Genomic DNA, 26,835 nt, shown 5'->3' with positions numbered 1-26,835 from the left:
GTGCAACCTCCTCCAGGCCGGATAGCCAGCAGACCTGGCCTCCGGGACGACGGCACGTCCACCCCGTGGAGATCGATTACGGGACAGCCCTTAGGCACCGCACTTGGCAAGCAGGAGCCTTCCCCGGATTCTGCTATCGGAGGGCCGGATCCTGCCGGACCGGCTGTAGCCAGTCAGGCTCGTCCGTCTGAGCTGATCGCAAACGGCACTTTGGTGCCGACGCGTCTGAACGACTCGCCGTCCGTCGGGAACTCCGCATCGAGCTGCGCCACGCGCTGCGTGTGCTTGGTGTGCGCACTCATCTGCTGGCGACGCCTCAAGAAGCACTGACCATGGTCATGTTACGAGCTGTCTCCAGGGCTGAAATCGATCCGCCCGAGAAGCTTTTCGATCAGCCGGTCGTCCTGGCCGCGATACTCGACCACCACGGTGCGCAGCATCCCATCCTCTCGAAGTGAGGCCCACACTTGAGCCTTTCTACCACCTCGCATTTCATATTCGACAAGAGCGCCATCCCGTCCTCCCACTTTGGACCTCACTCGAGGCTCCCTTCGCACGATTTCCCTTTGAAATTCTCGGGCCATCCTTGCGAGGACAACCGTGGAAGTATCCTCACCCCTCTCAATCGGAAGAGGCAGTGGCACTACCTGAATTTTGAGCTGCTGTCCGCCGTTCGGAGATACGATTTCGACGCGCCCCGCATTATTTGTGGCAAGCCTCCAGTCCGATGGCAGGCACAGAGTGTACGCCCCGACTGGATCGTAGTGGCTGGCCAGATTTCCCAATTCTGCTCGACTGACCGCCTCATCAGAAGCCAATCGTCGGGCGTTGACGTAGACGTCGACCCGATACTCTCCCCCTGGAGGACACTGCATTTCAACGGGCTTCCAGATGAAGGTACCTTCCGAGGAGCCCAGGAACGGTTCGAAAGTGGCAAGGTCTCGACGTTCACGCCAGTCGCTGTGCCGATCCTTGCGAAAGTAGAAGATTCTTGAAACCAAGGCATTCTTGGGGATGCTTTGATACTTCATCTTTACCTGGATTAGCGAACCGCGCACTCCGAGATCAACGTGCGATACGGCCGCATCCTCGGCGGGCGTTCGAGCATGAACCATTGAGCCTCCTTCCGATGCAACGAGGACGCCCTGCAAGTGATTCACCAAATTTCGACGCTTACGCCCGAGAGTTTCCAGAACCGTCCTCACAGACGAATAGAGTTCCATGCGCTCCGGACGGGAGCGCTTCTCAAAGAGTGCGGTCGCACGCCGGAGCTCCTTCTCGGCCCGCTCCGCCTCCCCCTGTCCGGCGAGTGCAAGAGCGACGTTCACCTGAGGCAGGGGCAGATTCCCATTGAGCGAGATCGCCTGCCGCGACAAAGCTTCGGCCTTTCCATAGTCCTGCAGGTGGAAATAGTTTGCTCCTTGATTGAGAAGATTAACGAAGCTCTTGTCTCCGAATTCCATCGCCCGATTCAGGTCCGCAACATTAGCCTCACGGACCTTCCGGCTCATGACATTGGTTACGTATCGCGAACCGGGGGATTCAAGCAAGGCGCGTGCGCCAGCACGCCTCTGGTACGCTGCGGCGTACTCGCCGTCGCTCCGGATCGCGGAGGTGTAAGCGTCGACCGCTCTTTGGTAGTCACCCGCGGCAAGAAAACGGTCTCCGCTCACCACATTCTTCATTGCCGCCTCAGAAGCGTGCGTGACGGGTCTCGTCAGGACGATCACGAAACCGACGAGAGTAACGAGTGCAATAGCTGCCGCTGGCCAGCAAAAGAGGGGTCGGGCGCGAGGGGTGATGGTCGCCGATAGCCCCAAGAGGGCAAGTGCGATGGCCAGCAATGTGATCCCGCCAATATAGGCGGTCGACTTATTGCCCCAATCTGCAGCCAATTGACGACTCGCTTGTTGTCGAAGTCCGGCGAGAGTGGATTTTACGGAGGCGTCAGCCCAAGCAGACACGGAAGTCTTCGGGCCCGTCTCTTTCTGCCGCGCCGGAGACAGGTCCTTCAGCCGGGTGTATGCCTCTTCCCAGTGGGCAACATTATCGACCTCTCCTGGCATGGCCAGCAGGCCTGCCCGAGCCTCGGCGATCTCTTTCCTCTGCTTGACTGCCGTCACTGCGATGAAGCCACCGAGATAATGGTAATACTCAGCCAAGGCCTCACTTTGCTGGGACATCGTCAAGGTGGCATTCTTCTGCGCCTCGCGCGCAGACTCATCCTCACGCGTGCCTGCATGGCTTGCCGCGTATCCGAGAACACTGCCAAACAATGCAATGAGTGCGACGCCAAGAGCCAGCCATTTCTTGAAGCGCGTATCAACAGGTTCGACATCCAGTTCACTCAAATCCTGGTCGCGATGGCTCGGCATATCAGTTCCCCCATTGCGTGAAAACCAACAATGGAATCACCATGACACCGACAGCAGCGCCGATGCACGCTACCCACGGCCTCAAGCGCACGGGACTGACCCGAGCCACCGTCAGCAGCACGACGAGTCCGATCGTCGCAACGACGCTCAGTGCGTAGCGCTCGCTTCTGGCCCGATGCCGGTCAGCCGATGATGCTGTCAGCGCTGGCTGGCCACGCGGGACAGTCAAATATTCGGTGGCCTGCAGGATCAACTCTCGGCGGAGATTCTCGTCATATTCGGCTCCCTTTCCAATAACCTTTAGATTTTCCCAATCGAATGCCAGACTCACCCTGTTCGAAGCGTCTGCCACTGTTCTCATCAATCGGGCTTCATCTTGCATTTGCAGGGCGTCAACCTCTTCCGCCGTCACCTCCAGCCTGTCTGCCTCTGCATTCAGTTGGCGATATCGACTAACCAAGGCCAGCTCGTGCCGTACCTGCGCATCGGCCGTCACCAAACGTGCCTCGACTTCTGTAGTCTGCAACTGGGCCTGCCTGTCGTCGTCCAGAGCAGCGCTCTCTTCTTGGAGTGACAGGAATGTGAGAATGGCACCAATCATCGTCGCCAACCCAATACTCAGAACAATGGCGATTTCCCACGGCTCTCGCCTCTCATTCCCAATGCCGCCTCTCCTGAGCCGTGACGACCGCCACCATCTCGCAGGCGCATGCGAATGATCTCCCTGGGACTCCGTGCGCGCATCATCAGCCACAAGTTCTTTTATGCCGCAGTACGCACAGGGGAGCACTAACATTCACTCGATTGCGCTAATTGCAGGCACCTGCGGGCTAACCGGCATCCATTTGGGTCGATCAGTAGTCATATTAGATGGGCACCTACGAGCAATTCGGAGCGAAGGAGAATTCTCCGCCAGGCACGGCGAAGTCGCGCCACGGCTGGGACTCGATGAGATTCCCGACCCGTCATCCGGTCTCCGTCAGCTCAAATTCACCTCGCAGCAACCAGAATCATGTCTGCGTATCGGCAACTCCTCCACCGTGTTCACCGAGGAACCAGCGGGTGAATGTGACCTGTCACTTCTTCCACTCGGCGTCGTCGCCCTCGCCCTCGGCCTCCTCGGCCTTGGCCTGCTCCACCATTGCCTCGATGTCCGCGTCGATCCGGCGCAGCTCGTCGACCACGAGCCCCCACGCCCGGCCGCGCAGGTCCTCCGGCACCTCGTCGTCGATGAAGGTCGCCAGCCGGGATATCTCCGAGCGGGCGTCGTCCTCGTCGGCCTCCGTCGGGGTGTTCATCGCTTCCCACACGACGCGGCCCACCGCGAGAGCGCCCCGGCCGATGGCCCCCAGTACCGCGCCGCAATCAGGCATGGCCCCTCCTCATCCTTCGTCTCCCCCAACGCCCAACGCAAGGTACATCCGGCTAAGGCTGGGCGTCCTCGCCGGACGGCGCGAGGGCGGCGAGCCAGAGCTGGATCTCCACGTCCCCGTCGCCGACCAGGAAGTAGGACTGCAGGACGAGTTGCCGCTCGCCGATCTGCCACACCGTGGACGACTCGCCGTCGCCCGAGCGCAGGCACAGCTCGACTCCGGGGAGCGGGTCGCCGAACCGGGCGGTGAGCCGGCCGATCGTGTCGGCCTCGATCTCGCCGAACCGTTCGATCGCCCAGTCCTGGAGGAAGGAGAAGTCGTGCTGGTGCTCGGCGTGGAGGAAGGTCTCCGCGACCACGCTCATGGCGCCGAACCAGCTGCCGTCCGCGTCCGGGTCGTCCTCGGGCTCGGCGGGCTCGTACGGGTCCTCCCGGTCGTCGAAGATCAGCGAGCAGGGCTCGAAGGGGCGGGGCTCGGCGGCGAGCAGCTCGCCCGCGAGGTCGGCGACGTCCCGGTCCGGGGCACCGGGGTAGACCAGGTACGAGTGCGCCTCCCGGCAGTGTTCGGGCTCGACGGGAGCGAAGCCGCCCTCGGCCGCGGCGGTCTCCCAGAGGACCGCCCCGGCCCGGTCCACCAGGCGCAGGGCGGCGCCGTCCGCAGCCGCCTCGACCCGGCAGACGTCCAGGCCGTCGCGGTCCACGTGGGCGACACCGCCGTCTCGGGTGACGAACGCCGCGAGTCCGGTCCCGTGGCCGAATCCGAGAGCCCAGCCCTCGGCGTTGGTGAGGGGCTCCAGGTGGTCGACGGGTATGAAGCGTCCGTCCGAGCGCAGGACGCCCCACGCCCGACCGGAGGGACGGTTCGCGGCGGCGGCCCGGGCCTCCTCGGACGCGTCCTCGTCCAGGGGTTCGAGGTAGTGGGCCACCGCGGCCCCGGCGTCGTCGAAGTCCTCCGCCCACTCGTACTCCTGCTCGATGACCTCCTCCCCGGTGGCGTCGAGGTAGCCGTGCGCGTAGCCGTTGTCGAAGCGGACCAGCCCGCACCGGAAGGTCTCGGACAGCCGGTCGCTCGCCTTGATCACCACCTCGCCGCGGGCGTTCAGGAAGCCGCGGAAACGGTCGCCGACGGGTCCGCCGAGGACGTACGCGAGGCCGTTCGCGCCGAACGCGTTGAGCATCGGGAAGGAGGGCTCGACGATCCACTCCCCCTGTTCGTCGATCAGGCCCCACCGGTCGCCCACCCGTACGGGCGCCGCACCGCCGGGGCCGAAGGGCTTCGCCCCGTCGAACCGCGGCTCGACGACCGTGCGGCCCGCGCGGTCGACGTAGCCGCATCGCCCGCTGTCGGCCATCCGCACGCCGGCGAGCCCGTTCGGCGCGAAGCACCCCGCCGCGGCGTACTGCGGGGGTATCACGAAGCGGCCCGTGGCATCGATGTAGCCCGCCCCGTCCTCGGTGCGGGCGGCGGCCAGGCCGTGACGGAAGACGTCGGCCTCCTTCAGGGTCGGCGGGATGACGGGTGTGCCGTCCGTCCCGGCGTAGCCCCAGCGGCCGTCCTGCGCCTGGAACCGGGAGAGTCCGTTGTCCTCGAACGCCTCGGTGAAGGTCAGCACCGGATCGGCGAGCCACGCACCGCGGTGGTCGAGATAGCCGCACCGGCCCTGCTGGTCGGCGGCGGGGGCTACGAACCCGCCCCGGCCGTCCGGGCGGAACACCCCGACCGCGCTCAGCTCTGGCGCCCGCACCAGCCGCCCGTCGGCGCCGACGAGGGCGTACCGCGCGCCGGAGCCGACCGGCCCCTCGCAGGGGACGACGTACGGCGGCCGGGCGGTGGTGCTGGACGGCATGGTGCGGCTCCTCAGGCGGGGGCCGACTCGGCGTCACCGACTGCGCGCCCCGGGGATGATCAGGAGTGGCTCATGCTAAAGGGCCCGTCCGACAGCGCGTCCCGAGGTGGTCAGGCCCGTGCGAGGCGGGGGAAGAGGGCCTCGGCGTTGCCCCGGTGGATCGAGTGGAGCTGCCCGTCCTCCCAGTGCGGATATCCGTCCAGCCCGTCGTCGAAGCCGCTGCACCATTCCTCGGGCACCATCGGGAAGTCGCTGCCGTACAGGACGTGTCCGGGCTCGGCGAAGGCGAGGAGCGAGGGCAGCGAGGCCGGGCCCGCGCAGAACGCGGTGTCGAAGTAGAAGCGCCGCAGCTCGGCCAGCAGGTCCTCGGGGGTCCTGCCGGGACGCAGCCGCGCGGCGGCCGCGAAGCGGTGGGCGGCGTACGGCAGGAAGCCGCCGGCGTGCGGGAGGATCATCTTCAGCCGGGGGTACCTGCCCGGGACTCCGGCGACGGCCAGGTGCAGCGCGGTGCGGGCGGTGTCGTACGGGAAGTCCACCAGCGGGCTGGGCAGGCCCGGGAGCATCGCACCGGGCGGCGCGGTGGGATGGACGAGGACCACCGCCTCACGCGCGTCCAGTTCGGCCCACAGCGGCTCGAACTCCGGGTCTCCGAGGTAGCGCCCGTGGGCGTTGGACAGGACCATCACGCCGTCGGCGTCCAACTCGTCCAGGGCGTGGGCGGCTTCGGCGAGTGCTCCGTCCACGTCCGGCAGGGGGAGGACGGCGAAGTTGCCGAACCTGTCGGGCCGGTCCTTCATCAGCTCCGCGGTGAACTCGTTCACGTCCCGTGCCGTGGCCCGGGCGCCCTCCACGTCGTCGGGAGCCCCGAGCGGAGCGGCGTACGAGAGGATGCCGGTGGCGATCGAACGGCGGTCCATCATCGCGATCGCGCTCTGCCGGTCCCAGGCGGGTACCGGCCAGCCGAGGGCGGCGGCGCGGTCGCCGATCGCGCGGCTGCGGTCGGGCGGGATCACGTGGTGGTGGACGTCGATGCGTGCGTGTTCGTTCATTCCGGTCCTCGTCTCCTCCCGCCGGTCTCCGGGGCGGGCCGGTGCGCGGTGGACGGGAACGCGGCGGGCCGGCCGCAGTCCATGAGACTCCACGAACGCCGCCGGACGCCGGGGCGCGCGAACGCCGCCGGAGCCGGTCCACCCGTCCGGCCCACCCGCCCCGCGTCTTCGCCGAGGGGGACCGGGAACTCAGCCGAGCCGGTAGTCGAACCAGATCCGGTGCGTGCCGTCGGGATCGACCGCCATGCCTCCGCCACCGGAGATTCCGGCCAGCTCGCCGGTACCGCTCGAGGGCACGATGGTGAAGAACTCCGCGGTGCGGTCGCTGCCGGACGTGGTCGCCGAGTGCACGAAGTTGAAGGCTCCGTCCCGGCCGCCCAGTGACCCCTCGAAGGACTCCATGGCCACATAGGTGCCGACGCCGGTCGTCTGGTCGAACGCGGCGGTGAACAAGGTCGCCGAGCGGCCGGCGACCTCGCCCTCGAACGACTTCTCCATCGTCGCCACACCCACGGGCAGCCCGGTGGACACCGCGGGGTCCGGCTTCAGCTCGGTCGGGACGAACGCCTTGACGCTGAACGTTCCAGTAGCTCTCATGTGTCGACCGTACCGACGCGCACTGACATCGCGTGGTCCTCGGGTCTCATCCCGCCTCGGTGACGCTGATCGCGTCAAGCTTGCCGCGCAGGTACGCGTGGGAGTCGACGGGGTCGTGCACCACCCGGCCGACGGGGGCGGGAAGGGATTCCACGCGGGTGTGCGCGTCGCATTCGTAGAAGTAGACGAGCGAGATCAGTTCCTCGGCCGGGGTGTCGGCGGGCGGGGGCAGCACGCGGTGGCGGCCCGCGCGCCAGCGGTCGCCCGTCCAGCGGGCCATCAGGTCGCCGATGTTGACGGTGAGTGCGGCCGGGTCGTACGGGGCGTCCTGCCAGCCGTCGGCGTCGGTGTGGATCTGGAGGCCGCCCGAGCCGAGCTGCCGGTCGAGGACCGTGACCGTACCGAAGTCGGTGTGCGCCCCGATGCGGAACTGTCCGGGCAGCGGCGGGCCGACGGTCTCGGTGCCGGGGTACCAGTTGAGGTTGAACCCCCAGGTGGGGTGGGAGGTGTGGCGCGTGAAGTGGTCCGCGTCGAGTCCGAGGGCGGTCGCGAGCAGTTCCAGCAGTTCGTCGGAGAGGGTCCGCATCAGGTCCAGGTACTCCGTCACCAGCGGCCGTAGCGTCGGCACCTCGGCGGGCCAGGCGTTGGGCCGGAACCACTCGGCGTCGACGGACGGGTCGCCGGTGGGGTCGTCCGCCGCGAAGGACCAGGACTCCTTGAGGTCGGGCGGTGAGGCCGTGCCCTCGGCGTAGCTGTTGGCCTCCGCCCCGGGGCCGAGCCAGCCCCGGCCGCCGACGGTGACGGCGTACGGCTCCTTCACGGCGGCCGGCAGCCGGAAGAACGCGCGCGCCGCCTCCCTGATCCGGGCGGGCAGCGAGGGGTCCACGCCGTGGCCGGTCACGAGCAGGAAACCGGCCGCGCGCAGGGCCTCGTCGACGCGGGCGGCCGTACGGGCACGGTCCTGCGGCCCCCCGGACCGCCACGGCCCGAGATCGATGACGGGAACCTGGGAACCGACCATGGGAGACCTGCCTTCCGGGGCTGCGGGGTGGCGTCCGGAACCGAGGCTATCGCCGGATACCACCGGCCGGGATCGACACGGAGCGTGATTCTCGGACACCTTCCGTGTGCGTGCGCCGCCGCCGGCCGCGAGGAACGGCACGAAAAGGACCAGAATGAACCGGGGGCCCCATCAGGGACGGAGCGAGCGGTGGAGATTTCGACGAGGGAGGTCTTCGGGGCACCGTGCTGGGTGAGCCTGATGACCCGCGACCTCGAGACGGCCCAGCGTTTCTACGGCGCGGTCGCCGGCTGGCGGTTCCGGCCCGCCCGCCTCGGCGAGGCCTTTTCGGTGGCGTACCTGGACCGGGTCCCGGTGGCGGGCATCGGAGCGCTGGCCGGGGACCTGGGGGTCGCGGTGGCCTGGACCCCGTACTTCGCCGTCGACGACGCCGATGTGGCGGTGGACCGGATCAGGGAGCGCACGGGCACCATCGCCGTCGGCCCGGTCTCCTTCGCATCCGGCGGCCGGGCCGCGCTCGTCGCCGACCCCGACGGTGCCGTCTTCGGGATCTGGGAGGGCACCGTGGCCGCGGACTGGCGGGCGGGCAAGGGCCCGCTGCCGGCCTGGCTGGAACTGCGTACCCGCAACGCCCTCGACGCGGCGATCTTCTACGGCGCGGTACTCGAATGGGCCACCGAACGCCCCGGCTGCTGCGAGGTCTCCTACGAGGAGGACCAGGTCGTCCTGCGGCAGAACGGTGAGCCCGTGGCCCGCCTGAACAGCGGCCCCGTCGAGCTCGCCGCCTACTCCCCGCACACCCGGCCCCGCTGGCACGTCCACTTCCGGGTGCCGAAGCTCCGGCCGGCGATCGAGGCGGCCGTCGCGCTGGGCGGACGCACGGTCTCGGACATCACCTCGAACGCCCTGGAGCGCTGGGTGACGCTCCGGGACCCGGACGGGGCCCTGTTCACCCTCACCACCCTGCTCGGCGCGGACACGGACCTGGACTGACCGACCGGCCCGGCTCCCGGCCGGCCGGGAGCCGGGGGCTGTGGATCACGTTCGGTGACGCTTCGAGATGCGGGCACCCGACAGTGCTGGTTCGCTGAATCCGCCCGCTCTCCCCACTGATCCAAGGAGCGATCATGAGCGTTTCAGGCGAATCCCGCGGCCGGTCCCAGCAGATGCGCGCCAAGGCCCAGGAACTGAACGACGCGGCCGAGCGTTCGACCGACCCGGAAGAGCGCCGTCGGCTGAAGGAGAAGGCCCGTCGTCTCCAGGAGCAGAGCGAGCAGGAGGGCCGGATGGACGACCGCGGCATGGACCCCATGTAGCCCTGGAGCCCACGCCCCGCGTTCCTCCCCCGTACCCCGGCCGGTGGCCGCCGCGATCCGTCGCGCGGCCACCGGCCGGTGCGCTGTCGCCGTCCCTCCATGCTGCCCGGCCCCGCACCGCATGGAGGGACGGCGCCCGGGTACCCGCACGGGGAATCGTCCGGCACGCGGGTCCGGCGTGTACGCGTCCGCCCGCCGCGCCGGACCGAGCGGAAGGGGGGCTGGTCTCATGGTCGGCAAAGTGGCACGTGAGGGCGCACGGACCGGGTCCCGGGGCGGCACGGGCCGCGAGGTGGTCGCGCGGTGCGGGCTGGTGGCGCGCGGTCTGCTGTACGTGCTCATCGGCGTGCTCGCGGTGCGCGTGGCGTTCGGCGACGGCGGCCGGGAGGCGGACCGCACGGGCGCGCTGCAGGAGCTGGCGGAGAAGCCCCTCGGTGGGGTCCTGGTGTGGGCCGTCGGAATCGGCCTCGTGTGCATGATGCTGTGGCGGCTGTCGGAGGCGGTGTTCGGCGCCGCCGGCCCCGACGGCGACAAAGCCTCGAAGCGACTGGCGTCGGCGGCCCGGACCGTGTTCTACGGGGTCGTCGCCTTCTCGGTGCTGTCCTTCGCGGCCGGATCCGGGGGCGGGCAGTCCGGCGACGAGCAGTCGCGCGACGTGACGTCGAAGGTGATGGAGGTGCCGGGCGGCCCGTGGTGGGTGGGGGTGGCCGGGGCGGCCATCGCCGTGGGCGGCATCGTGATCGCCGTACAGGCGGCCCGGCGCTCGTTCCGCAAGCAGCTGGAGATGGGCCGGGTACCCGAGGGCGTCCGCAGGGCGGTCGAGTTCCTCGGGGTCGCCGGCGGCCTGGCCCGCGGCGCGCTCTTCACCGCGGCCGGGGCCTTCGTCGTCCACGCGGCCGTCAGCTACGACCCCTCGCAGGCGAAGGGCGTCGACGACACCCTCAGGGCCTTCGCCCAGACCCCGGCGGGACCGTGGCTCCTCGTGCTGGTCGCCGCCGGGCTCGTGCTGTTCGGGCTGTTCTCCTGGGCGCTGGCCTGCTGGCGCCGGGTGTGAGGGGACGGGTGCGGCGCGCCCCTCAGAGCCTGACGGTCCAGGTGGCCGTGGACCGCAGGGTACGGATGGTCTTCGGGTCGCGTACCGACGGCGTACGGTCCTCGGCCGTGACCGACAGGCGGTGCGTCCGGAGGTCGAACAGCCACAGCTCCGCCACCGGCACCTCGGTACGGCCCTCGAAGCGCTTCAGCTCCCGGCCGTCGAGGTACCAGCGGACCACCGGCTGCCTGCCGTCCGCCCCGAACAGCCTCGGTACGGACGCCTTCGCCGTGTGGCGCAGCCGCAGGGTGCGGTCGGTCGGGGTGAGCGGGGTGACGATCCGCGCGTGCTGGTAGAAACCGGCGATCATGGACTCGACGCCGGGCAGGTTGAAGGGTTTGCCGAGGACCCGCATGAGGGAGTTGTCGGTGGGCCGGTACAGCCCGGTCACGTAGTAGTTGCCGCCCTCGTAGGCGCCGACCGGGCCGCCGTCTGGTGACTCCTCGCCGAGCCAGCGGTACCACTTGGCCCGCTGCGCGGCCATCCGGTCGGCGGTCAGGGCGGTGCTGTTGGATTCGGCGGGCTCGGGGCCGGTGTACTTCTCGTAGTCCGGGACGCCCGGGTAGAAGTACTCGTCGGCGAGCTTGCCCAGCGAGTGGCCGGTCTCGTGGATGGCGACCTGGCCGGACTTCGGATGGCCCGCCGAGGCCGTGGAGATCCCCTCGTAGCCGAGGGTGGCACTGCGCTCGTTGTAGCCGGCCCCGCCGTACTTGGCGCTGTTGGCGAGGACGATGACCAGGTCGGCCGCGGGCGCCTTCGCCACGTACGCGTCGACCTTGGGCTGGTCGATGCAGAGCAGCCGCTCGATGTCCTCGCACCAGAAGTACGAGCCGAGGGCGGTGTCGCGGACGGTGGCGGAATCGGGGTCGCCGGAGACGCCGGAGTCGTGGGAGACCGCGTCGACGGTCCAGACGTTGAAGAGGTTCCGGTACGTGGTGTAGGGCTCGACGGCCGTCACCTCGGCCCACTTCTGTTCGGCGTCGGCGTGGAAGCGAGCCAGCTCGTCGGCGGTGTAGCCGTCACCGATGACGACGACGTCGAGGCGGTCGGCGGTGGAACCGTTGTCGATCAGCTTGGTGACCGCGCCGTCGGCCTCCCGCTGCGCCGGTGAGAGCCGTCCCGCGCTCTTCGCGGGGCCGCCCGCAGCCGGCACCCGGGCGTGGCCGGATCCGGCGTCGCCGCCCTGCTCCGGACCCGGTATCTCCACCTCCACCCGGCTCTTGGCGGCCGGCGGGTCGGCCGCGTCCGCGGGCCCCGCGGCCACCAGTGCGGCGGTCGCGCAGACCATCGCGACGGCCGCGCGCAGCGCCGTGCGGACGGCCGGACGTCTGACTCGAACCATGAAGTCCTCCCCCGGGAACGGAAGTTAAGCACTCTGGTAAATCTGGTGAAGTGGTTGCTTAAACTAGGTGGCGCGCGAGTGGTGCGCAATGCCTGCTCCCCCTGAATACTGGGGACTTCGAGCAACCTGGGGGACTTCATGGACGAACCGGCCCTGATCGGTCGCAGGGTTCAGCGCATGCGCGGTGAACTGGGCCTGACCCAGCGACAGTTGGCGGAACCGGCCTACACTTCGGCCTATGTCTCCACCCTGGAGTCGGGCAAGGTCCGCCCCTCCGAGACCGCGCTGCGCTTCCTCGCGGCCCGCCTGGGCACCTCGTACGAGGAGCTGACCACCGGCCGCCCCGCCCATCTGGCCACCGAGCTGCGGCTCGCCCTCACCGACGCCCAGCAGACGCTCGCCACGGGCGAGGCAGCGGAGGCCGCCGTACGCTACGGGCGCCTGCTCGCCGAGGCGGAGGACCTCGGGCTCGTCCCCGAGCAGGCGGAGGCCCGGCTCGGGCTCGGCGAATGCGCCCTGGAGGCGGGTGAACTACCGGACGCGATCGGCCACTTCGAGGCCGCCGAGCGTCTGCTGGCCGACCAGCCGCTGCCCCGCCGCGCCCGGCCGATCCGCGGGCGCGCCGTGGCCCATCTGCTCGCCGGCGAGCTGCGCTACGCCTGCTACCTCCTCGAATCCACCATCGACGAGCTGGGCGCGAGCGGGCTGGCCGATCCGGACGCGCTGGTGCTGCTCCACGCGGCGGTGATCGGGCCGTACATCGACATGGGCGCCCATGCCCGCGCAGCCCACGCCGCCGAGCTCGCGCTCGCCCTGGCCCCGCAGGTCAACGATCCGGCGCTGGTGGCGGGGATGCACCGGCAGGTGGCCCGGACCTTCCTCGCCGAGGGGCGGGTGGCCGACGCCGACGCCTCCCTCGCCAAGGCCCAGGCGATCTACGGGCAGTTGCGGCTGCGGACGGATCTGGCGCACTGCCACTGGATGCGCGGCTACGTACAGGCCCAGAACGGCGAGCTCGCCTCGGCGGAACGGGAGCTGCGCACCGCCCGGGACATGCTGTCGGCCCGGCGCGCGGGCCTCTACACGGCCCAGGTGGAGGTCGAACTGGCCGACGTACTGCGGCAGCTGGGCCGGTACGAGGAGGCCGCCGGGCTGCTCTCCGCGCTGCTGGACCTGGGGGACCGCCACGGCGCCGTCCACGCGGGCGGCGCGCACCGGCTCCTCGGTCTGATGGCCGAGGAGCGCGGTGCCACCGAGGCCGCCGAGGAGCACTACGTGCAGGCGCTGGCGCTGCTGGAGCGGAGCGGGGCGACGGGGGATCTCGCCGATCTGTGCCGCCTCCTGGGCGACCTGATGCGGCGTACGGGCCGGGTGGAGGCGGCGATGGACGCCTACCGCACGGGCCTGGGCCACCGGGCGGCGCCGGGCACCACCACCCTGGGCCCGGCGCCCGCCGCGCCCGCGTTCCGGCCGGCGCGGCTCAGTGGTTCTCGGTGGGCCGCAGGTCCCGCGGAATGAGCGACCAGGTGGTGGCCGCCGCGACGACCGCGAGGCCGCCGGCGAGGAGGAACGCCGGGGTGATGGCCAGGGTGTAGGCCTGCGAGGCGGTGTCGAGCAGGGCCTGGCCGACGGAGCCGCCCAGCCGCTCGGCGGTGTGCGCGGCCTCGCCGACCGAGTCCCGTACGGCGGCGGCGGTGGGGCCGTCCAGGTCGAGGGCGGGCAGGTTGCCCCGGTAGAGCACCGCAGCGGTGGAGCCGAGGACGGCGACGCCCATGGCCGAGCCGAGTTCGTAGCAGGTCTCCTCTATGGCCGCGGCGCTGGAGACCTCGGCCGCGGGCGCGGCGGAGACCAGGGTCACCGAGGCCACGGTCGTCGCGATGCCGGCGCCGGCGCCCATGACGGTCAGGGCGGCCGCGAAGGCCGGGTAGTCCAGGTCGGTGAACTGCTGGAGGGTCCAAGGCAGGGCCATGCCGGCGGCCAGGACGACCAGTCCGGCTCCGAGCACGTGGCGGATCGCGAAGCGCTGCATCAGCGAGGGGGCCACCATAGAGGCGGCGATCAGCGCGAGCGGGGCGGGCAGGAGGCGCACGCCGGCCTGGAGCGGGGTGTAGCCCTCGCCGTACTGGAACCACTGGGTGACCAGGAACAGGATCGCGCCCATGCCCACCATGGGCAGGAAGATCGCGGTCGCCGCGACGCTGAAGGCGGGCTTGGCGAACAGCCGGACCTGCAACAGCGGGTTGTCCAGGGTCAGCTGACGGCGTACGAAGACGGTCAGTGCGACGGCGGCGACGAGGAGCAGGGCCCAGGGCAGCGGGTCGGCGATCCCACTCTTGCCGAGCTGCTTGATGCCGCCGGCCAGGGCGAGCATGCCGACGATCGACTGGGCGACGCCCCACCGGTCCCAGCGGCCGGCGCTGCGCGGGGAGCGCGATTCGGGCAGGTAGCGCAGGCCGGCCGCGACGATGACGGCGGCGACGGGGAGGTTCAGGAGGAAGGCCGAGTGCCAGCCGTAGTCCTGGACGAGGAGCCCGCCGATCACCGGTCCGAAGGCCATGCCGCCACCGAAGACGGCCGCCCAGACGGCGAGCGCGAAGGCGCGCTCCTTGGCGTCGGTGAAGACGGTGCGCAGGATCGACACGGTGGACGGCATGATGGCCGCGCCGCCGATGCCGAGCAGGGCGCGGGCGGCGATCACGTGCCAGGCCTCGGTGGAGAACACGGCTATGAGCGAGGCCAGCGAGAAGATGCCGAAGCCCGCCATGAGCAGCCGCTTGCGCCCCCAGCGGTCCCCGAGCGCGCCCGCGGTGACCAGCAGGCCGGACAGGGCGAGCGCGTAGACGTCGATGATCCACAGCTGCTGCACGGCGCCGGGCCGGAGGTCGCCGACGAGCGAGGGGAAGGCCACGTTGAGGATCGTGGTGTCCATGGAGATGAGCAGGAGGCTGCCGGAGAGGATCGCCAGGACGATCCACCGGCGGGGGTCCAGCGCGGGGGTGTGCATCGGGTTCCGTTCGGGGTGGTTCACGGTGTGCGCACGGTGGCGCGCGGGTCAGGGTGCGGGGTCGCCGGCAGGGGGCTGCGCGGCGGGCCGCGTCCCGCTGAGGAAGGAGGTCAGGACCAGGTGGCCGATCTGGCGGCGGGCGAGGTGGCCGTCGCGTACACCCTCGGCGGCCGCGTCGAGCAGGCCCCAGAGCGAGTACCAGATCCAGTACGGCGGCAGGTCGGCGCGCAGCCGCCCCAGCCGCTGGCCGAGGGCGAGGAAGGCCAGGGCCCGCTGGTCCTGCCGGTCCACGCCGGCGCGGAACTCCGGGTCCGCGAGCACGGTGGCGTCGCGCGAGGTGAAGCCGTAGAGGTGCGCGGCGGGCATCAGGGCGAGGACCAGGTCCTCCAGGGCGGCGTCGAAGGCGGCCCCGTCGGCGTCCTCGGCCAGGTCGAGCGGGGCCAGGCACCCGTCGACCACCTCGATCGCGCGGACCGCGACGGCCTTCAGCAAGGCCTCGCGGGTCGCGTAGCGGCGGCTGAGCGTGGCGCGGCTGGTCCCGATCCCGGCGGCAATCTGCACCATCGAGGCGCTGTGATCGCCGGCGAGGACGCGTGCGGCGCCGTCGAGCAGTTCTTCTTCGTGCACCATGACGATGAGCCTCCTTCGCCTCGAACGATACAAGATTGTCTCATTCGAGGCAAAGAAGGCCCACCCGCGTGCCGCCCCGCCCAGCCGGGCGGCGATGGTCGGGTCAGGACCCGTTCACGTCGAAGCCCTGGGACGTGCGGTTCGTCGCCCCGGGGCTCTTGATGTTGTTGTTGGTGCTGATGTTGTTGAACATCGGGATCAGGCCGCTGAGGTTGACGGGGAGCAGCGAGCCGCCGCCGGCTCCACCCCCGCCACCGCCGTTGCAGTTGGGGCCGGGAATGTTGGTCGGGTCGCTCGCCGCGTCCGAAACGTCGCTGCCCAGGACGACCACCGTGACCGTGTTGGTCACCGCGCAGGGGGCGTCGGTGGCGACGTCGACGGTGATGTCCACCGTGTAGCCACCCCCGGGCGGCAGCACGGGGGTGTCGCAGTCCCACCTGTTGACACCGTCGGAGGTGCCATAGCAGTTGACGCCGAGGGTGGTGTTGACGAACGCCAAGGTCGGATTCGTGAGGCCTGCCGGGAAGACATCCGTCATGCGCGTCGGAGCCTGGGTCGGCTGATCGCCGGAGTTGACCACCGTGATGCGGTAGACGCCCTGCCCGCCCCGGGTGAAGTCTCCCGTGTGGCTCTTGGTGATGCTCAGCTGAGGCGCAGCGGAGGCAGGGGTGACTCCGACGGTGAGCGGCAGCGTGACGCCGAGGCCCAGGACGGTACCGAGGGCGCCGAGGCGACGCTTCAGGGCGTGGACAGCCATGGTGGTCTTCTCCTGTCGGGTGAAGGCCCGTCGTGACGGACGCTTTGCACACCCGGGAACCGGCCCGCGAAGACCCGGAGCACGGGCGGGACGGCCGCTCCACCCGATTGCCGCGCCGACATGACACGACCGGAGCAGCCCCGGCCGCCCGCCCCCGCCGTCGGCCCACCCGGCACCACACCGAACCCAACGCCCGCCCGACCGCTCAGGACACGCCCTGGACCCGCAGGGTCACCAGGACGACGTGGTGACCCCCGGCAGGAATCCCGCGTGCGCCTGTTCGCGCATGCGGACGCGGGAGAGGCCGAACCTGCGCAGGTGCCCGCGCGGTCGCCCGTCCACGCTGTCCCGGTTGCGCACCCGGGTGGCGCTGGCGTCGCGCGGCTGACGCCGCAACTCCGCGCGCGCGGCGGCACGTTCGGCCGCGGTCGAGGAGGGCCGCCGGAGGACCTCCTTCAGCTCCGCCCGCCGGGCGGCGTACCGCTCGACGACCGCCTTGCGGCTCTCGTTCCGCGCGATCTTGCTCTTCTTCGCCATCAGATCCTCACCCCGCACGCCTCGATCCGCGCCGCCGCACTCTCGACGCCCATGACGTCGACGGCCTTGATCGCCTTCGCCCTGAGAGCGAGCCGCACGTGGCGCCCTTCATCGAGGGCCTTATTGATAATGGAAACCATTGCCATATACTAGCCGCATGGCACGCAACGAAGTACGCCCGATCGTCAAGCTCCGCTCCACCGCCGGAACCGGCTACACGTACGTCACCCGCAAGAACCGGCGAAACGACCCCGACCGCATGGTGCTGCGCAAGTTCGACCCGGTGGTGCGCCGGCACGTCGACTTCCGCGAAGAGCGCTGACCCACTCGCCCGCCCGGATCCCTCTGATCCCTCTGATTCCTCCGATCCCTCCGATCCTCAGGAGAGCAACCCCGTGAAGCCCGGAATCCACCCCGCCTACGGCCCCGTCGTCTTCCGCGACAAGGCCGCCGACTTCGCCTTCCTCACCCGGTCGACCGCCACCGGCGACAAGACGGTCGAGTGGGAGGACGGCCACACCTACCCCGTCATCGACGTGGAGATCTCCTCGAAGAGCCACCCCTTCTACACCGGCACCGCCCGCGTCCTGGACACCGCCGGCCGCGTCGAGCGCTTCCAGCGCCGGTACGGGAGCAAGCCGTGACCCTGCCCGTCGTCATCGTCGGCGGGCTCCACTCGGACGCCCGCCGGAGCGCGGTACGGGAGCTGCTCACCACCGTCCCCGGCAGTGTCGCCCTGCACCACGACCTCTCGACGGCGGCCGAGGGCACCGTGCGGCGCCTGGTCCGCGACGCCTCGGGCGAGCTGTCCCGGGGCGAGGCCCCGCTCGTCAACGACTGCGCGTGCTGCGCGCTGCGCGAGGACCTCGTCCCGGAGCTGCGGCGGCTGGCCGCGGACGGGCTGACCCGGCTCGCCGTCGTCGAGCTGTGGGACTCCGTCGAGCCGCGCGCGATGGCCGAGGTCGTCGCCGCGCACGGTGGCGCGGCGCTGGACCTGACCAATGTGATCACCGCCGTCGACCCCGCCCTCGTCCTGCCGTACCTCGCCAACGGGGACGACCTGGCGGAGGCGGGGCTGGCCTCGGCTGCCACCGACCAGCGGACGGTCGGGGACACCTGGGCCCGGCAGCTGGAGTACGCGCCCGTCCTGGCGCTCGTCGACGGGGCGGACGCGGACGCGGAGGACCGCGCCCTGCTGGCCCAGCTCCACCCGACCGCTCGGCGGGTGGAGACCGGAACCGGTGAGCTGGCGCGGATCGCCTTCGCCGGATTCGACACCGAGGCGGCGGCCGCCGCCCAGCACCCGGCCTGTGCGCGGCTTCCGCAGGAGGCGGACGAGGCCGGAGTGGCCACCTTCGTCTGGCACCGCCACCGGCCCTTCCACCCGGAGCGCCTCTACGCGGCCTTGGAGGACCTGGCCTGCGCGGCGGCCCGCAGCCGCGGCCGCTTCTGGCTCGCCGACCGTCCCGACACCCTGCTGGCCTGGGACGCCGCGGGCGGCGCGCTCTGCGTGGAGAACGGCGGTCCGTGGCTGGCCTCGCTGCCGGACGCCGCGTGGGAGATGGTGCCTCCCGTGCGCCGGGCGGCCGCCGCCCTGGGCTGGCACCCCGAGCACGGCGACTGCTGCCAGTACCTGGTCTTCACCTCGCCCGGTCTCGATCGTGACGGGCTGGCGCGGCTGCTCGAATCGTGCCTGCTGACCGACGCCGAGTACGCCGCCGGGCGGGAGGCGTGGAAGCGCCTGCCGACCGCGTTCGGCGCACTGCTCGACCCCGTCTCTTGACCCCTCCCGCCCCTCCCGCCCCGTCCCTCCCGTCCCGCACAGCCGAAGGAATCCGCATGGCCCGCCGTCACGACCCCCGCAAGCCCGTCAAGGCCCGTCCCAACCCGCTGGACGCCGCCGAGATCACGTACATCGACTACAAGGACACCGACCTGCTGCGGAAGTTCATATCCGACCGCGGCAAGATCCGCAGCCGCCGTGTCACCCGGGTCGGCGCCCGGCAGCAGCGCCGGCTCGCCGCGGCGATCAAAAACGCCCGCGAGATGGCCCTGCTCCCCTACGCCGCCCGGTGACCGGGCTCCGGCGGTCCGGTCACCGGGGATGTCTCCCCTGGCCGGCCGCCGGGCACGGCCCGTGCCCGCGGTGACTACTCGCCGCCGCGGGCACGGGCCCCGGAGCGGGTGCGGCCCGCAGTCTGGGCCCGCTGCGGGTGGCGGCGTACGTACTCGTGCTCCAGCTCGTTCATCCGCTTCGTGTGGGTGACCAGCGCGTCGTCGGACCCGTGCAGCAGGGTCTCGTGGCGCGTGCGGTGGATGGCCTCCAGCTCCTTGAGGAGCCTGCCCTCCTCCAGATTCCGCGCCGCCGGACCGCCGTCGTGCTCCGTCATGGCACGTGCACCTCCTCCGCCGGGCCGCGGGATCACGCCTGGCCTTCGTCCCCGGCCACTCCATCATCCTCCGCCCCGCGCCCCGCGTCCTCGTCAGCCGCCGAACCCCCGTGGCGGCCGGGTGCACCGGGGCGTCACCGCTGCCCGGCGGCGCGCGCCCGGCAGCTGCGGGCGACCTCGTCGGCGAAGACGAGGGCCGGCGGGGCGAGGGCGGCCCAGCGGCGGACCGCCCAGCCCACCGCGAGCGGCGGCAGCGCGGGAACGGGCACGAGGCGCAGCGGGCCGTCGGCGCCGGGGACCTGCCAGCCGGGCAGCGCGGGCACGACGGCGTGGCCCAGCCCCAGTTCGGCGAGGAGCAGGGCGGTGTCCCAGTCGGCCACGCTCGTGTCGGAGCGTACGTGGATGCCGGACTCGGCGAAGGCGGCGTCGAGGTGGGCGCGGGAGGCGGAGTTCTCCGGGAGCCGGATGTGCCGGATGCCGGCGAGGTCGGCGGGATCGATGCACGGGCGGGCGGCGAGGGGGTCGTCGGCGCCGACGGCGAGCACCCAGGGCAGTTCCATGACCGGACGCTGTTCGATGCCGCGGACCGGTCTGCCGATGGTGATCCAGGCGAGGTCGAGGTCGTCGGCGGCCAGGGCGTCGAAGCAGCTGCGGCTGGAGTTCTCGGTCTGGAACTCCAGGCTCACCCCGGGGTGGAGGCGGCGGAAGGTGACGACGGCCTCGGACATGAAGTGCCGCACGGTCGTCGCGCCGGTGGTGACGCGCACCGAGCCGCCGCCGCCCCGTACGAGGTCGTCCACCCGGCGCAAGGCTCCGTCGAGTCCGGCGATGCCGTCCGCCGCGGCGGCCTGGAGGATGCGGCCCGCCTCGGTGGGCACGACACCGCGGGCATGGCGCTCCAGGAGGCTCGCGCCGGTCTGCTTCTCCAGACGGCGGACGTGCTGGCTGACGGCCGACTGGGTACAGCCGAGGTCGCGGGCGACGGCGCTGAGGCTGCCGGCACGGCACACGGCCACGAACACACGAAGATCGTCGAGGGTCACGAGACCCAAGATATCCCTTGGGTGTGGGGAGTAAATCGGAGGATTGACTTGGGGTTTCGGCTGGATCAAGATCGATGCAGGGCCCGGGCGGCAACCCGTCCCCGCCTTCGCCACGGGGTCCGGACCCCCGGCGAAAGGTGTGGCCGGGTGCCGACCCACCACCACGACCCGAGGGGAGTACCCGTGTCGGAGCGCGCCGTCGCGTGGTTGCGGGAGCTCGGTGCGCAGGATCTCGCCCACCCGGGCGGGACCCTGCTCGCGCACCTGGAGCGCGTACGGGAGCTGCTCGCGGCCTGGGGTGCGCGGCCCGCGCTGCAACGGGCGGGCCTGTGCCACGCCTTCTACGGTACGGACGGGTTCCCCACGGCCCTGCTGCCGCTCGCCCGGCGGGCCGAGCTCGCCGGGGTCATCGGCGAGGAGGCCGAGGCGATCGTGTACCTGTACGCCGCCTGCGACCGGGCGGCGTCGTATCCGTCGCTCGCCGATGAGGAGGCCGCCTTCCGGGACCGGTTCACCGGGCGTGTCCACTCCCCCGCCGTGGAGCTGCGGAGGGACTTCGCCGAGCTGTCGGCGGCCAACGAGCTCGACCTGGCGCGCATCGATCCCGCCTTCCGTGAGGTGTGGGGAGCCGACCTCCTCCGGTTGTTCGGCCGGTTCCGGGGGCTGCTGAGCGAGCCGGCCCGGCGGGAGTGCCGGGCCGTGCTCGGCGGCTGACGGGGGTCAGGGGGTGGAGGGCCGGCGCTGGGAGGCCGCGTTGCCGAGGGGGGCGTCCGCCGGGGGCGGGGCCGGGCGGCCGGTGAGGGTGATCTCGGCGGCGCTGGTCCAGGGGCCGCGCCCGCCGGCCTCGGTGAGGGCCTTGAGGCGCAGGTAGCGGCCGGTCTTCGGGGTGAGGGCGGCGGTCTTGGCAGCCGCCGTGTCGGGGAAGGTGCCGCTCGCGACCGGTGGCCCCCAGTCGGCGGTGGTGTCGGAGACGTAGACCTCGTAGCCGCCGATCCGGCCGTTGACGCCGCCGTCCTGGCGGGGCAGGTAGCCGAGGCCGTCGACCGCGTAGCGGGCGCCGAGGTCGATCTGGATCTCGTGCGGCAGCGCGGCGGGCTTCGCGCCGGACCAGGCGGAGTGCCACAGCGTGGCCGGGTTCCCGTCGAAGGCGTTTGCGGCGGCGCCGTTCTCGGCGCCGGTCTCCTGACTGTCGGCGTGGGCCAGGGACCAGGCCGACCGGTCGATGGGGGTGGCGGAGGGCAGGGCCTCGGCCGCGGGAAGGCTGGTGCCGGTGGCCGAGGCGCTGAAGGCGCCCGCCTTGGAACCCGTCTTGACCCAGAGCACCCCGGAGCGGTCCGCCGGGTCGAAGAACCAGCCCGATGCGGCGGTGTCGTAGGCGGCCTTGGAGGGCAGGCGCACCGCCGCGGCTCCGTCCACCGTGAGGGCCGCCGGCGCGGAGGCCACGTGGAGGGTGAGCTCGTAGCCTCGGGAGGCCGGCTTGCCGGTGTAACTCCCGATGGGGGCGCCGACGTTGACGGTGACCGTGCCGGAGCCGGCCGTCGGGGCGGCGACGTCGACCCGCTGGCGGGCGTAGGCGCCGGACTGGTGGGCTCGGGTGCGGCCGTCGTCCTCGTAGAGGCTGAAGGAGGAGTTGCCGCGCGGGTGGATGTCGTAGGTGAGGGTGGAGACGGGCTTCTCCCCCGTGTGGTTCATCTGCGGCCACATCGGCACGACGGCGCCGCCCTTGACGAAGAGCGGGAGGGTGTCGAGCGGTGCCCGGTAGCCGTTGAGGCGGCCCGGGCCCGCGTAGGTCTTCCCCGTCCAGTAGTCCGTCCAGGTCCCGGCGGGGAGGTAGATGTTGTCGCGGACCGAGGTGTCGGAGACGACGGGCGCGACGAGGAGGGAGTCGCCGGCCATGAACTGGCCGCTGGTGGCGTTGCCGCGGGCCACCGGGTCGTCGGGGTACTCCAGGACCATGGCGCGGGTGCTGGGTACGCCGCTCTCGTGGGCGACACGGCTCATCGTGTAGAGGTACGGCATCAGCCGCATCTTGAGCTGGAGGTACTTGCGGTTGATGGAGAGGTAGGGCTCGGCGAAGCGCCAGGGCTGTTTGTCCTGGTAGCCGGCGGACGGGTTGGTCGCGCCCAGCCCGACATCGTCATGAAGGCCGGGGTGAAGGCCTTCCACTGGAGGTCGCGGGTGTAGGTCTTGGGGCTGCCCCCGAAGATCCCGTCGACGTCACCGGCGGCGTAGTTGAGGCCGGAGAGGCCCGCTCCGGTGATGGCGGGGACGTGCCAGCGCATGTCGTCCCAGGTGCCGTGGGTGTCGCCGGTCCAGACGACGGCGTTGCGCTGGGTGCCCGCCCAGCCGTCGACGGTCCAGACGTAGCGGCGGGCGTCGGAGTTCTTCTCGATGCCGTCGACGGCCTGCTGCACGCCGTCGAAGGCGTACTTGTAGCCGCTGCCGATCCACGCCACGTCGGTCTTCACCCCGCGGCTGCCGGCGGTGCCCACCTCGTCGGCGATGGAGCCGAGGCCGGTGGAGGTCCACAGGCCGGTCTGGAATCCCTTGGCCTTGAGGGCGTCCACCGTGGACTTGAGGGGCTGGGTGTAGCCGCAGCCGTAGCCGTCGTTGGGCAGGAACCAGCCCGAGGGCATGTCGGCGGCGCGGGCGTCGTTCGCGTAGCCGACGACATCGGGGGTGGTCTGGTGGCGCAGCCGGTTGTGATCGCCCTGGTAGTCGGGGTTGGAGGCGTTGAAGCAGTCGGCGTTGCCGAGCTCGAAGCCCCAGAGCGGAGCCATGAACGGCTTTCCGCTGACGTCGGTGTACGCGTCGAGCACGGACTTGAGGGAGTCGCCGGTGAAGTACCAGGCGTCGAAGCGCTTCTCGTCGTGGGTGAGGGTGGTGGGCGCGTGGAAACCGTACGAGCCCGGGGCCCAGGTGTTGCGCATGACGCCGTAGCCGTTGGTGGACATGTAGAAGGGGGCGGGGCTGGCGTTGTCGTTCTCGCGCCACTTGTTGTCGACGGCGATCGGGACGGTCTTGTCGCGCAGCGCCCATTCGCCCAGGCGCAGGCCGGTTCCGTAGAACTGCTCGTCCGCGCCGCGGGCGAGGTACTGGGTGGTCCGGCTGCCGGTCCAGCTGGTGGGCTGGGTCTCCTGCCAGACGGGGGTGGTGTTGTCGGCGCGGTAGACGGAGAACCGCAGGGGCGCCTTGTTGACCCGGATGGAGAGGGCTCCTGTGGTGATCCGGTAGTACGCGCCGGCGTCCGACCAGGACGTGGCCACGGAGCCGAAGTCGGTGGTGGTGGCGAGGTCGGAGCCGGCCGGGTCGTTGGTGAAGGTGCCGTCGGGCGAGAGCCAGAGGCGGAAGATGTCGGCGCGGGCGACGACCACGCGGGCCTTGGCCCCGCCGGAGGCCGTGACGGTGAAGGTGTTCCCGGACTGGGTGAAGCCGCTGACGTCGCCCGCGGTGGCCGTGGCCCCGGCGGGGGCCGCGGAGGCGGGCGGGGCGAGGGGGCCCGCGGCGGCCAGGCCCGCGATGGTGAGGGCGGCGGCGATCAGGGCGGCGCCCGGGGTGCGGCGGCGGCGCCGGTCCGGGCGCGCCCGGACCCCTAATCGGCGTGGCCCGTCGTGCTGGTCGTGTCGGCGCTGGCTCCTGCGGATGCTCGGCAGTCTCATGGGCAGCTCCTCGTGCGGTCCGCGAGGCGGACACAGCTCATTGGCATGCGCCCGACAAGATAGCGCTCCACTGCCCATTGATGAAAGATGGTGCTCGAAGTCGGCGTGTATCACGCACTTTCGAGCATCAAGTGCACGGAACGGCCCCGCCAACCCGTCAGGAGAAGGGAACCCGGTCCGGGCGGCAGACCGTGCCGGGGGGCGGAAGCGTCCCGTCGACGAAGTAGCGGCTCTCGTACGCGCTGATGCAGCGGCTGCCGTTGTTGAACAGCGCGGTGTGCCCGTACCCGTCGTTCGTGAGCAGCCGGGCGTTCCCGAGCTCATCGGCCATGGCCTGGGCGTCCGGGTAGGACGTGGACGGGTCGTACCGGGTTCCGATCACCAGGACGGGATGGGCGGTGGGCTTGTTCCACGGACCGTCGTACCCGGCGGCGGCCTTGGCCGGCCAGGTGGAACAGGCCTCCGCCGCCCACGTCCAGAAGCGTCCCGCGTCGCCGGCCCGCCGGGCGCTGTCCTCCTCCAGGGCGTGGTACGCGGCGGGGTCGCGCGGGTTCGGGCTGTCGGCGCACCAGACGGCCGCCGCCTGCTCGTCCCCCAGGTACGGGTTCGGCTCGGCCACGGGGGGCGGCGGCGGGTACACCGGAGGCTTGGGCTCCCGGCCCTGCGAGAGCTCCTGGAGCCGGCCCGCGAGGGCCGTCCAGCCGGGGTCGACGATGTAGAGGCCGTTGACCGTGTCGGCGACCGTCTTGGCGTACGTCCACGGGCCGATCGGACGCTCCCGCAGCTGCTGCATCAGCCGGTCGAACTTCGCACGGGTGGCCCCGGGGCTGCCCGCCGAGAAGGGGCAGCGGGTCGCGGGCGCCGATCCGCACAGGGTGAGGAACCGGTCCAGGGTGGCCGCGGCGGTGACGTCCGAGCCCATGCGCAGGAAGGTCGTGGTCCGGGGCTCGCCCTGCCGGTTGCCGTCGGTCCAGGCCTGGGGAGCGATGTTGCTGTCGAGGACCATGGCGCGGACGTTGCCGGGGAAGAGGTTGGCGTAGGTGGCACCGAGGATCGTGCCGTAGGAGACGCCCAGGTAGTTCAGCTGTGGTTCGCCCACCGAGCGGCGGAGCAGGTCGAGGTCCCGGGCGGTGTCGGCGGTCGACACGTGGCGCAGCAGGTCCGGGTCGCGCTTCTCGCAGAGCCGGCCGAGGTCCTCGTACGCGTCGATCCACGCCTTCCGCTCCTGCGCGCCCACCGGGAAGCCGCCGGGCGGGCGGGCCGCCCAGGTCTTGGCCTCCTCGGTGGTGTCGAAGCAGTTCACGGCGGTGCTGTTGCCGATCCCGCGCGGGTCCCAGCTGACGATGTCGAACCGTTCCCGCAGTTCCTTGGGGAAGGCGTCGTAGTTCTGCGGCACCTGCACGGTCCCGGGGCCCCCGGGACCGCCGGGGTTCACGAAGAGGGTGCCGATGCGCCGGCCGGGATCGGTGGCCTGGCGGCGGACGACGGCGAGATCGATGGTGCGGCCCGCGGGGGCGGCGTGGTCGAGCGGCACCTTCGCCGTGGCGCAGTCCCACGGGCTGCCGGGCTTGCACGGACTCCAGTCGAGTTTCGGGACGCTCACCGAGGGTGACGGCGAGGGGGGTGTGGGCGCCTGGGGCGCGCTGTGCGCGGCGGCCGGTCCGGGCCCGGTGAGCAGCGCCGAGCAGGCCAGCGCCGTGGTGAGGACTGCCGCGCGGCGCCGGCGCCGGCGGCGGGCTGTGGGACCTGATGCGGACATGGTGCGCCCTCCTCCGTCACGGCGAGGGCTCGGTCCGGCGGTTGATGCCACCGCATCGGTACACACGCCTATGCCACCACGAAACCGCGATTCGGCGGCGCGCGCGAGCCGGACGGGGGGCTGGCGCGGGCTGGTCCGATCACCGGCTCCCCCACACCCGACGACGGGGGTACGTTGGACGCGTGATCGACTTTCTCCGGGACGCCCCGGTCGCAGGCAGTCTCGACGTCGTCTGGCACGCGGGCTGGCCCTCCCCCAAGCACGACCCGGCCCCGGAGATCCAGGTCCATGCCTACTCCGAACACACGGTGATCCTGCGCCAGAACAAGTCCGTGCACTACGAAGCCCCGTTCCTCTTCCTCCTCTTCGGCAATGACCGGGCGCTGCTCCTCGACACGGGCGCGTCCGCCGACCCGGCCCATTTCCCCTTGCGGGAAACGGTCGACCGGCTCGTGGCGGACTGGCTGGAACGCCATCCGCGGCCCTCGTACGCGCTGCTGGTCGCCCACACCCACGGTCACGGAGACCACGTCGCGGCGGACCCGCAGTTCGCGGACCGGCCGCTCACCACGGTCGTGGGACCCGGACTCGACGAGGTCACGGCCGCCTTCGGCCTCACCGACTGGCCGCACCGCACCGGCGCGCTGGACCTGGGCGGCCGGATCCTCGACCTGATCCCCGGCCCCGGGCACCAGCGGGCCGCCCTGGTCTTCCACGACCGCCACACCGGCCTCCTGCTGACCGGCGACTCCCTCTATCCGGGGCGGCTCTACATCGAGGACCGGACGGCCTACTCGGCGACCGTCGACCGGCTGCTGGACTTCTGCGCCACCCGGCCGGTCCGCCATGTCCTCGGCTGCCACATCGAGATGACCACCACGGGCGAGGACTACCCCCGCGGCACGGTGCACCAGCCGGACGAGCCGCCGCTCCAACTCACCGCGGACCACCTGCGCACCCTGCGCGGGGCCCTCGACGAGACGGCGGACCGCCACGGCACGCACCCCTGCGGGGAGTTCATCCTCGTGTACCGGGACTGACGGA

Annotated in this window: 28 protein-coding genes; 10 read left to right on the top strand and 18 right to left on the bottom strand. The window is 71.2% G+C overall.

Going from position 1 to position 26,835, the window contains the following annotated elements; genetic code table 11:
• Positions 1 to 341: 341 nt before the first annotated feature.
• From ACFYZ4_RS37270 to ACFYZ4_RS37240, 7 genes are all read right to left on the bottom strand, one after another.
• Positions 342 to 2,375: a tetratricopeptide repeat protein gene (locus tag ACFYZ4_RS37270; RefSeq protein ID WP_390786089.1), complete on the bottom strand. Its 2,034-nt coding sequence runs from the start codon at positions 2,373 to 2,375 to the stop codon at positions 342 to 344.
• A gap of 1 nt (position 2,376) precedes the next feature.
• Complete coding sequence (locus tag ACFYZ4_RS37265; protein ID WP_390786088.1) at positions 2,377 to 2,985, bottom strand: hypothetical protein; 609 nt, start codon at positions 2,983 to 2,985, stop codon at positions 2,377 to 2,379.
• A gap of 466 nt (positions 2,986 to 3,451) precedes the next feature.
• A complete protein-coding gene (locus ACFYZ4_RS37260) occupies positions 3,452 to 3,748 on the bottom strand; it encodes a hypothetical protein (RefSeq protein WP_390786087.1) in 297 nt (98 codons plus the stop codon).
• Between the two features lie 52 nt (positions 3,749 to 3,800).
• The gene (locus ACFYZ4_RS37255; protein ID WP_390786086.1) at positions 3,801 to 5,594 is read right to left on the bottom strand and encodes a WG repeat-containing protein; all 1,794 of its coding nucleotides are present in this window, start codon (positions 5,592 to 5,594) and stop codon (positions 3,801 to 3,803) included.
• 110 nt (positions 5,595 to 5,704) lie between these two features.
• Positions 5,705 to 6,643, bottom strand: a complete 939-nt coding sequence (locus tag ACFYZ4_RS37250) for an amidohydrolase family protein (RefSeq protein ID WP_384352990.1) — start codon at positions 6,641 to 6,643, stop codon at positions 5,705 to 5,707.
• Positions 6,644 to 6,832: 189 nt separating this feature from the next.
• Positions 6,833 to 7,240, bottom strand: coding sequence for a DUF3224 domain-containing protein (locus ACFYZ4_RS37245; protein ID WP_390786085.1), 408 nt, complete (start codon positions 7,238 to 7,240; stop codon positions 6,833 to 6,835).
• 46 nt (positions 7,241 to 7,286) lie between these two features.
• Positions 7,287 to 8,261 (bottom strand): 2-oxoglutarate and iron-dependent oxygenase domain-containing protein, encoded by a 975-nt coding sequence (locus tag ACFYZ4_RS37240; RefSeq protein ID WP_351303852.1) that lies wholly within the window; start codon positions 8,259 to 8,261, stop codon positions 7,287 to 7,289.
• A gap of 240 nt (positions 8,262 to 8,501) precedes the next feature.
• Between ACFYZ4_RS37240 and ACFYZ4_RS37235 the strand changes: the two genes are divergently transcribed.
• The 3 genes from ACFYZ4_RS37235 (at position 8,502) to ACFYZ4_RS37225 (ending at position 10,631) form a co-directional block, all read left to right on the top strand.
• Positions 8,502 to 9,254 carry a VOC family protein gene (locus tag ACFYZ4_RS37235; protein ID WP_351303871.1) on the top strand — a complete coding sequence of 251 codons (753 nt, stop codon included), beginning with the start codon at positions 8,502 to 8,504 and terminating at the stop codon, positions 9,252 to 9,254.
• Positions 9,255 to 9,388: 134 nt separating this feature from the next.
• Positions 9,389 to 9,577, top strand: a complete 189-nt coding sequence (locus ACFYZ4_RS37230; protein WP_030384902.1) for a DUF6381 family protein — start codon at positions 9,389 to 9,391, stop codon at positions 9,575 to 9,577.
• 229 nt (positions 9,578 to 9,806) lie between these two features.
• The gene (locus tag ACFYZ4_RS37225; protein WP_390786084.1) at positions 9,807 to 10,631 is read left to right on the top strand and encodes a DUF1206 domain-containing protein; all 825 of its coding nucleotides are present in this window, start codon (positions 9,807 to 9,809) and stop codon (positions 10,629 to 10,631) included.
• A 22-nt stretch (positions 10,632 to 10,653) separates the two neighbouring features.
• On the opposite strand, the gene ACFYZ4_RS37220 is transcribed toward ACFYZ4_RS37225, so the two are convergent.
• On the bottom strand, positions 10,654 to 12,012 hold the full coding sequence (locus ACFYZ4_RS37220; protein WP_390786083.1) for a M64 family metallopeptidase: 1,359 nt from the start codon (positions 12,010 to 12,012) through the stop codon (positions 10,654 to 10,656).
• Positions 12,013 to 12,150: 138 nt separating this feature from the next.
• On the opposite strand from ACFYZ4_RS37220, the gene ACFYZ4_RS37215 reads away from it, so the two are divergent.
• On the top strand, positions 12,151 to 13,530 hold the full coding sequence (locus tag ACFYZ4_RS37215; RefSeq protein WP_390786082.1) for a tetratricopeptide repeat protein: 1,380 nt from the start codon (positions 12,151 to 12,153) through the stop codon (positions 13,528 to 13,530).
• Here the strand turns inward: ACFYZ4_RS37215 and ACFYZ4_RS37210 are convergent.
• From ACFYZ4_RS37210 to ACFYZ4_RS37190, 5 genes are all read right to left on the bottom strand, one after another.
• The gene (locus ACFYZ4_RS37210; RefSeq protein ID WP_390786081.1) at positions 13,493 to 15,040 is read right to left on the bottom strand and encodes an MFS transporter; all 1,548 of its coding nucleotides are present in this window, start codon (positions 15,038 to 15,040) and stop codon (positions 13,493 to 13,495) included. The two genes, ACFYZ4_RS37215 and ACFYZ4_RS37210, sit on opposite strands and share 38 nt — an antisense overlap.
• A 24-nt stretch (positions 15,041 to 15,064) precedes the next feature.
• Entirely contained in the window at positions 15,065 to 15,646 is a 582-nt protein-coding gene (locus ACFYZ4_RS37205) for a helix-turn-helix domain-containing protein (protein WP_351303570.1), read from the bottom strand.
• A 103-nt stretch (positions 15,647 to 15,749) separates the two neighbouring features.
• On the bottom strand, positions 15,750 to 16,403 hold the full coding sequence (locus ACFYZ4_RS37200) for a hypothetical protein (protein WP_390786080.1): 654 nt from the start codon (positions 16,401 to 16,403) through the stop codon (positions 15,750 to 15,752).
• Positions 16,404 to 16,634: 231 nt separating this feature from the next.
• Entirely contained in the window at positions 16,635 to 16,940 is a 306-nt protein-coding gene (gene rpsN, locus ACFYZ4_RS37195) for a 30S ribosomal protein S14 (RefSeq protein ID WP_390786079.1), read from the bottom strand.
• Complete coding sequence (locus ACFYZ4_RS37190; RefSeq protein ID WP_390786078.1) at positions 16,940 to 17,080, bottom strand: hypothetical protein; 141 nt, start codon at positions 17,078 to 17,080, stop codon at positions 16,940 to 16,942. Before ACFYZ4_RS37190 ends, rpsN begins: the two co-directional genes overlap by 1 nt.
• A gap of 17 nt (positions 17,081 to 17,097) precedes the next feature.
• Between ACFYZ4_RS37190 and rpmG the strand changes: the two genes are divergently transcribed.
• The 4 genes from rpmG (at position 17,098) to rpsR (ending at position 19,016) form a co-directional block, all read left to right on the top strand.
• The gene (gene rpmG / locus ACFYZ4_RS37185) at positions 17,098 to 17,262 is read left to right on the top strand and encodes a 50S ribosomal protein L33 (protein ID WP_030162346.1); all 165 of its coding nucleotides are present in this window, start codon (positions 17,098 to 17,100) and stop codon (positions 17,260 to 17,262) included.
• A 73-nt stretch (positions 17,263 to 17,335) separates the two neighbouring features.
• Positions 17,336 to 17,584 (top strand): type B 50S ribosomal protein L31, encoded by a 249-nt coding sequence (locus tag ACFYZ4_RS37180; RefSeq protein WP_390786077.1) that lies wholly within the window; start codon positions 17,336 to 17,338, stop codon positions 17,582 to 17,584.
• Positions 17,581 to 18,723 (top strand): CobW family GTP-binding protein, encoded by a 1,143-nt coding sequence (locus ACFYZ4_RS37175; RefSeq protein ID WP_390786076.1) that lies wholly within the window; start codon positions 17,581 to 17,583, stop codon positions 18,721 to 18,723. The genes ACFYZ4_RS37180 and ACFYZ4_RS37175 overlap by 4 nt, the downstream gene beginning before the upstream one ends.
• Before the next feature lie 56 nt (positions 18,724 to 18,779).
• Positions 18,780 to 19,016: a 30S ribosomal protein S18 gene (rpsR, locus tag ACFYZ4_RS37170; protein ID WP_351303589.1), complete on the top strand. Its 237-nt coding sequence runs from the start codon at positions 18,780 to 18,782 to the stop codon at positions 19,014 to 19,016.
• A gap of 74 nt (positions 19,017 to 19,090) precedes the next feature.
• Here rpsR and ACFYZ4_RS37165 read toward each other — a convergent pair whose 3' ends face one another.
• Positions 19,091 to 19,330, bottom strand: coding sequence for a DUF6158 family protein (locus tag ACFYZ4_RS37165; RefSeq protein WP_030712377.1), 240 nt, complete (start codon positions 19,328 to 19,330; stop codon positions 19,091 to 19,093).
• 134 nt (positions 19,331 to 19,464) lie between these two features.
• Complete coding sequence (locus ACFYZ4_RS37160) at positions 19,465 to 20,373, bottom strand: LysR substrate-binding domain-containing protein (protein WP_384353146.1); 909 nt, start codon at positions 20,371 to 20,373, stop codon at positions 19,465 to 19,467.
• A 183-nt stretch (positions 20,374 to 20,556) separates the two neighbouring features.
• Between ACFYZ4_RS37160 and ACFYZ4_RS37155 the strand changes: the two genes are divergently transcribed.
• A complete protein-coding gene (locus ACFYZ4_RS37155; RefSeq protein ID WP_351302061.1) occupies positions 20,557 to 21,087 on the top strand; it encodes a DUF6817 domain-containing protein in 531 nt (176 codons plus the stop codon).
• 6 nt (positions 21,088 to 21,093) lie between these two features.
• Here the strand turns inward: ACFYZ4_RS37155 and ACFYZ4_RS37150 are convergent, their stop codons facing one another.
• From ACFYZ4_RS37150 to ACFYZ4_RS37140, 3 genes are all read right to left on the bottom strand, one after another.
• Positions 21,094 to 22,428 carry a discoidin domain-containing protein gene (locus ACFYZ4_RS37150; protein WP_390786091.1) on the bottom strand — a complete coding sequence of 445 codons (1,335 nt, stop codon included), beginning with the start codon at positions 22,426 to 22,428 and terminating at the stop codon, positions 21,094 to 21,096.
• Positions 22,392 to 24,032 carry a TIM-barrel domain-containing protein gene (locus ACFYZ4_RS37145; RefSeq protein WP_390786075.1) on the bottom strand — a complete coding sequence of 547 codons (1,641 nt, stop codon included), beginning with the start codon at positions 24,030 to 24,032 and terminating at the stop codon, positions 22,392 to 22,394. The genes ACFYZ4_RS37150 and ACFYZ4_RS37145 overlap by 37 nt, the downstream gene beginning before the upstream one ends.
• A 157-nt stretch (positions 24,033 to 24,189) precedes the next feature.
• On the bottom strand, positions 24,190 to 25,791 hold the full coding sequence (locus tag ACFYZ4_RS37140; protein WP_351302067.1) for an alpha/beta hydrolase: 1,602 nt from the start codon (positions 25,789 to 25,791) through the stop codon (positions 24,190 to 24,192).
• A gap of 182 nt (positions 25,792 to 25,973) precedes the next feature.
• Here ACFYZ4_RS37140 and ACFYZ4_RS37135 point away from each other — a divergent pair, with 182 nt between their 5' ends.
• Positions 25,974 to 26,831, top strand: coding sequence for an MBL fold metallo-hydrolase (locus tag ACFYZ4_RS37135; RefSeq protein ID WP_390786074.1), 858 nt, complete (start codon positions 25,974 to 25,976; stop codon positions 26,829 to 26,831).
• Positions 26,832 to 26,835 lie beyond the last annotated feature (4 nt).

The sequence above is a fragment of the Streptomyces sp. NPDC001513 genome (assembly GCF_042894695.1).
In the GTDB taxonomy this organism is placed as follows: Bacteria; Actinomycetota; Actinomycetes; order Streptomycetales; family Streptomycetaceae; genus Streptomyces.
This window is presented reverse-complemented; position numbering and strand designations above follow the sequence as displayed.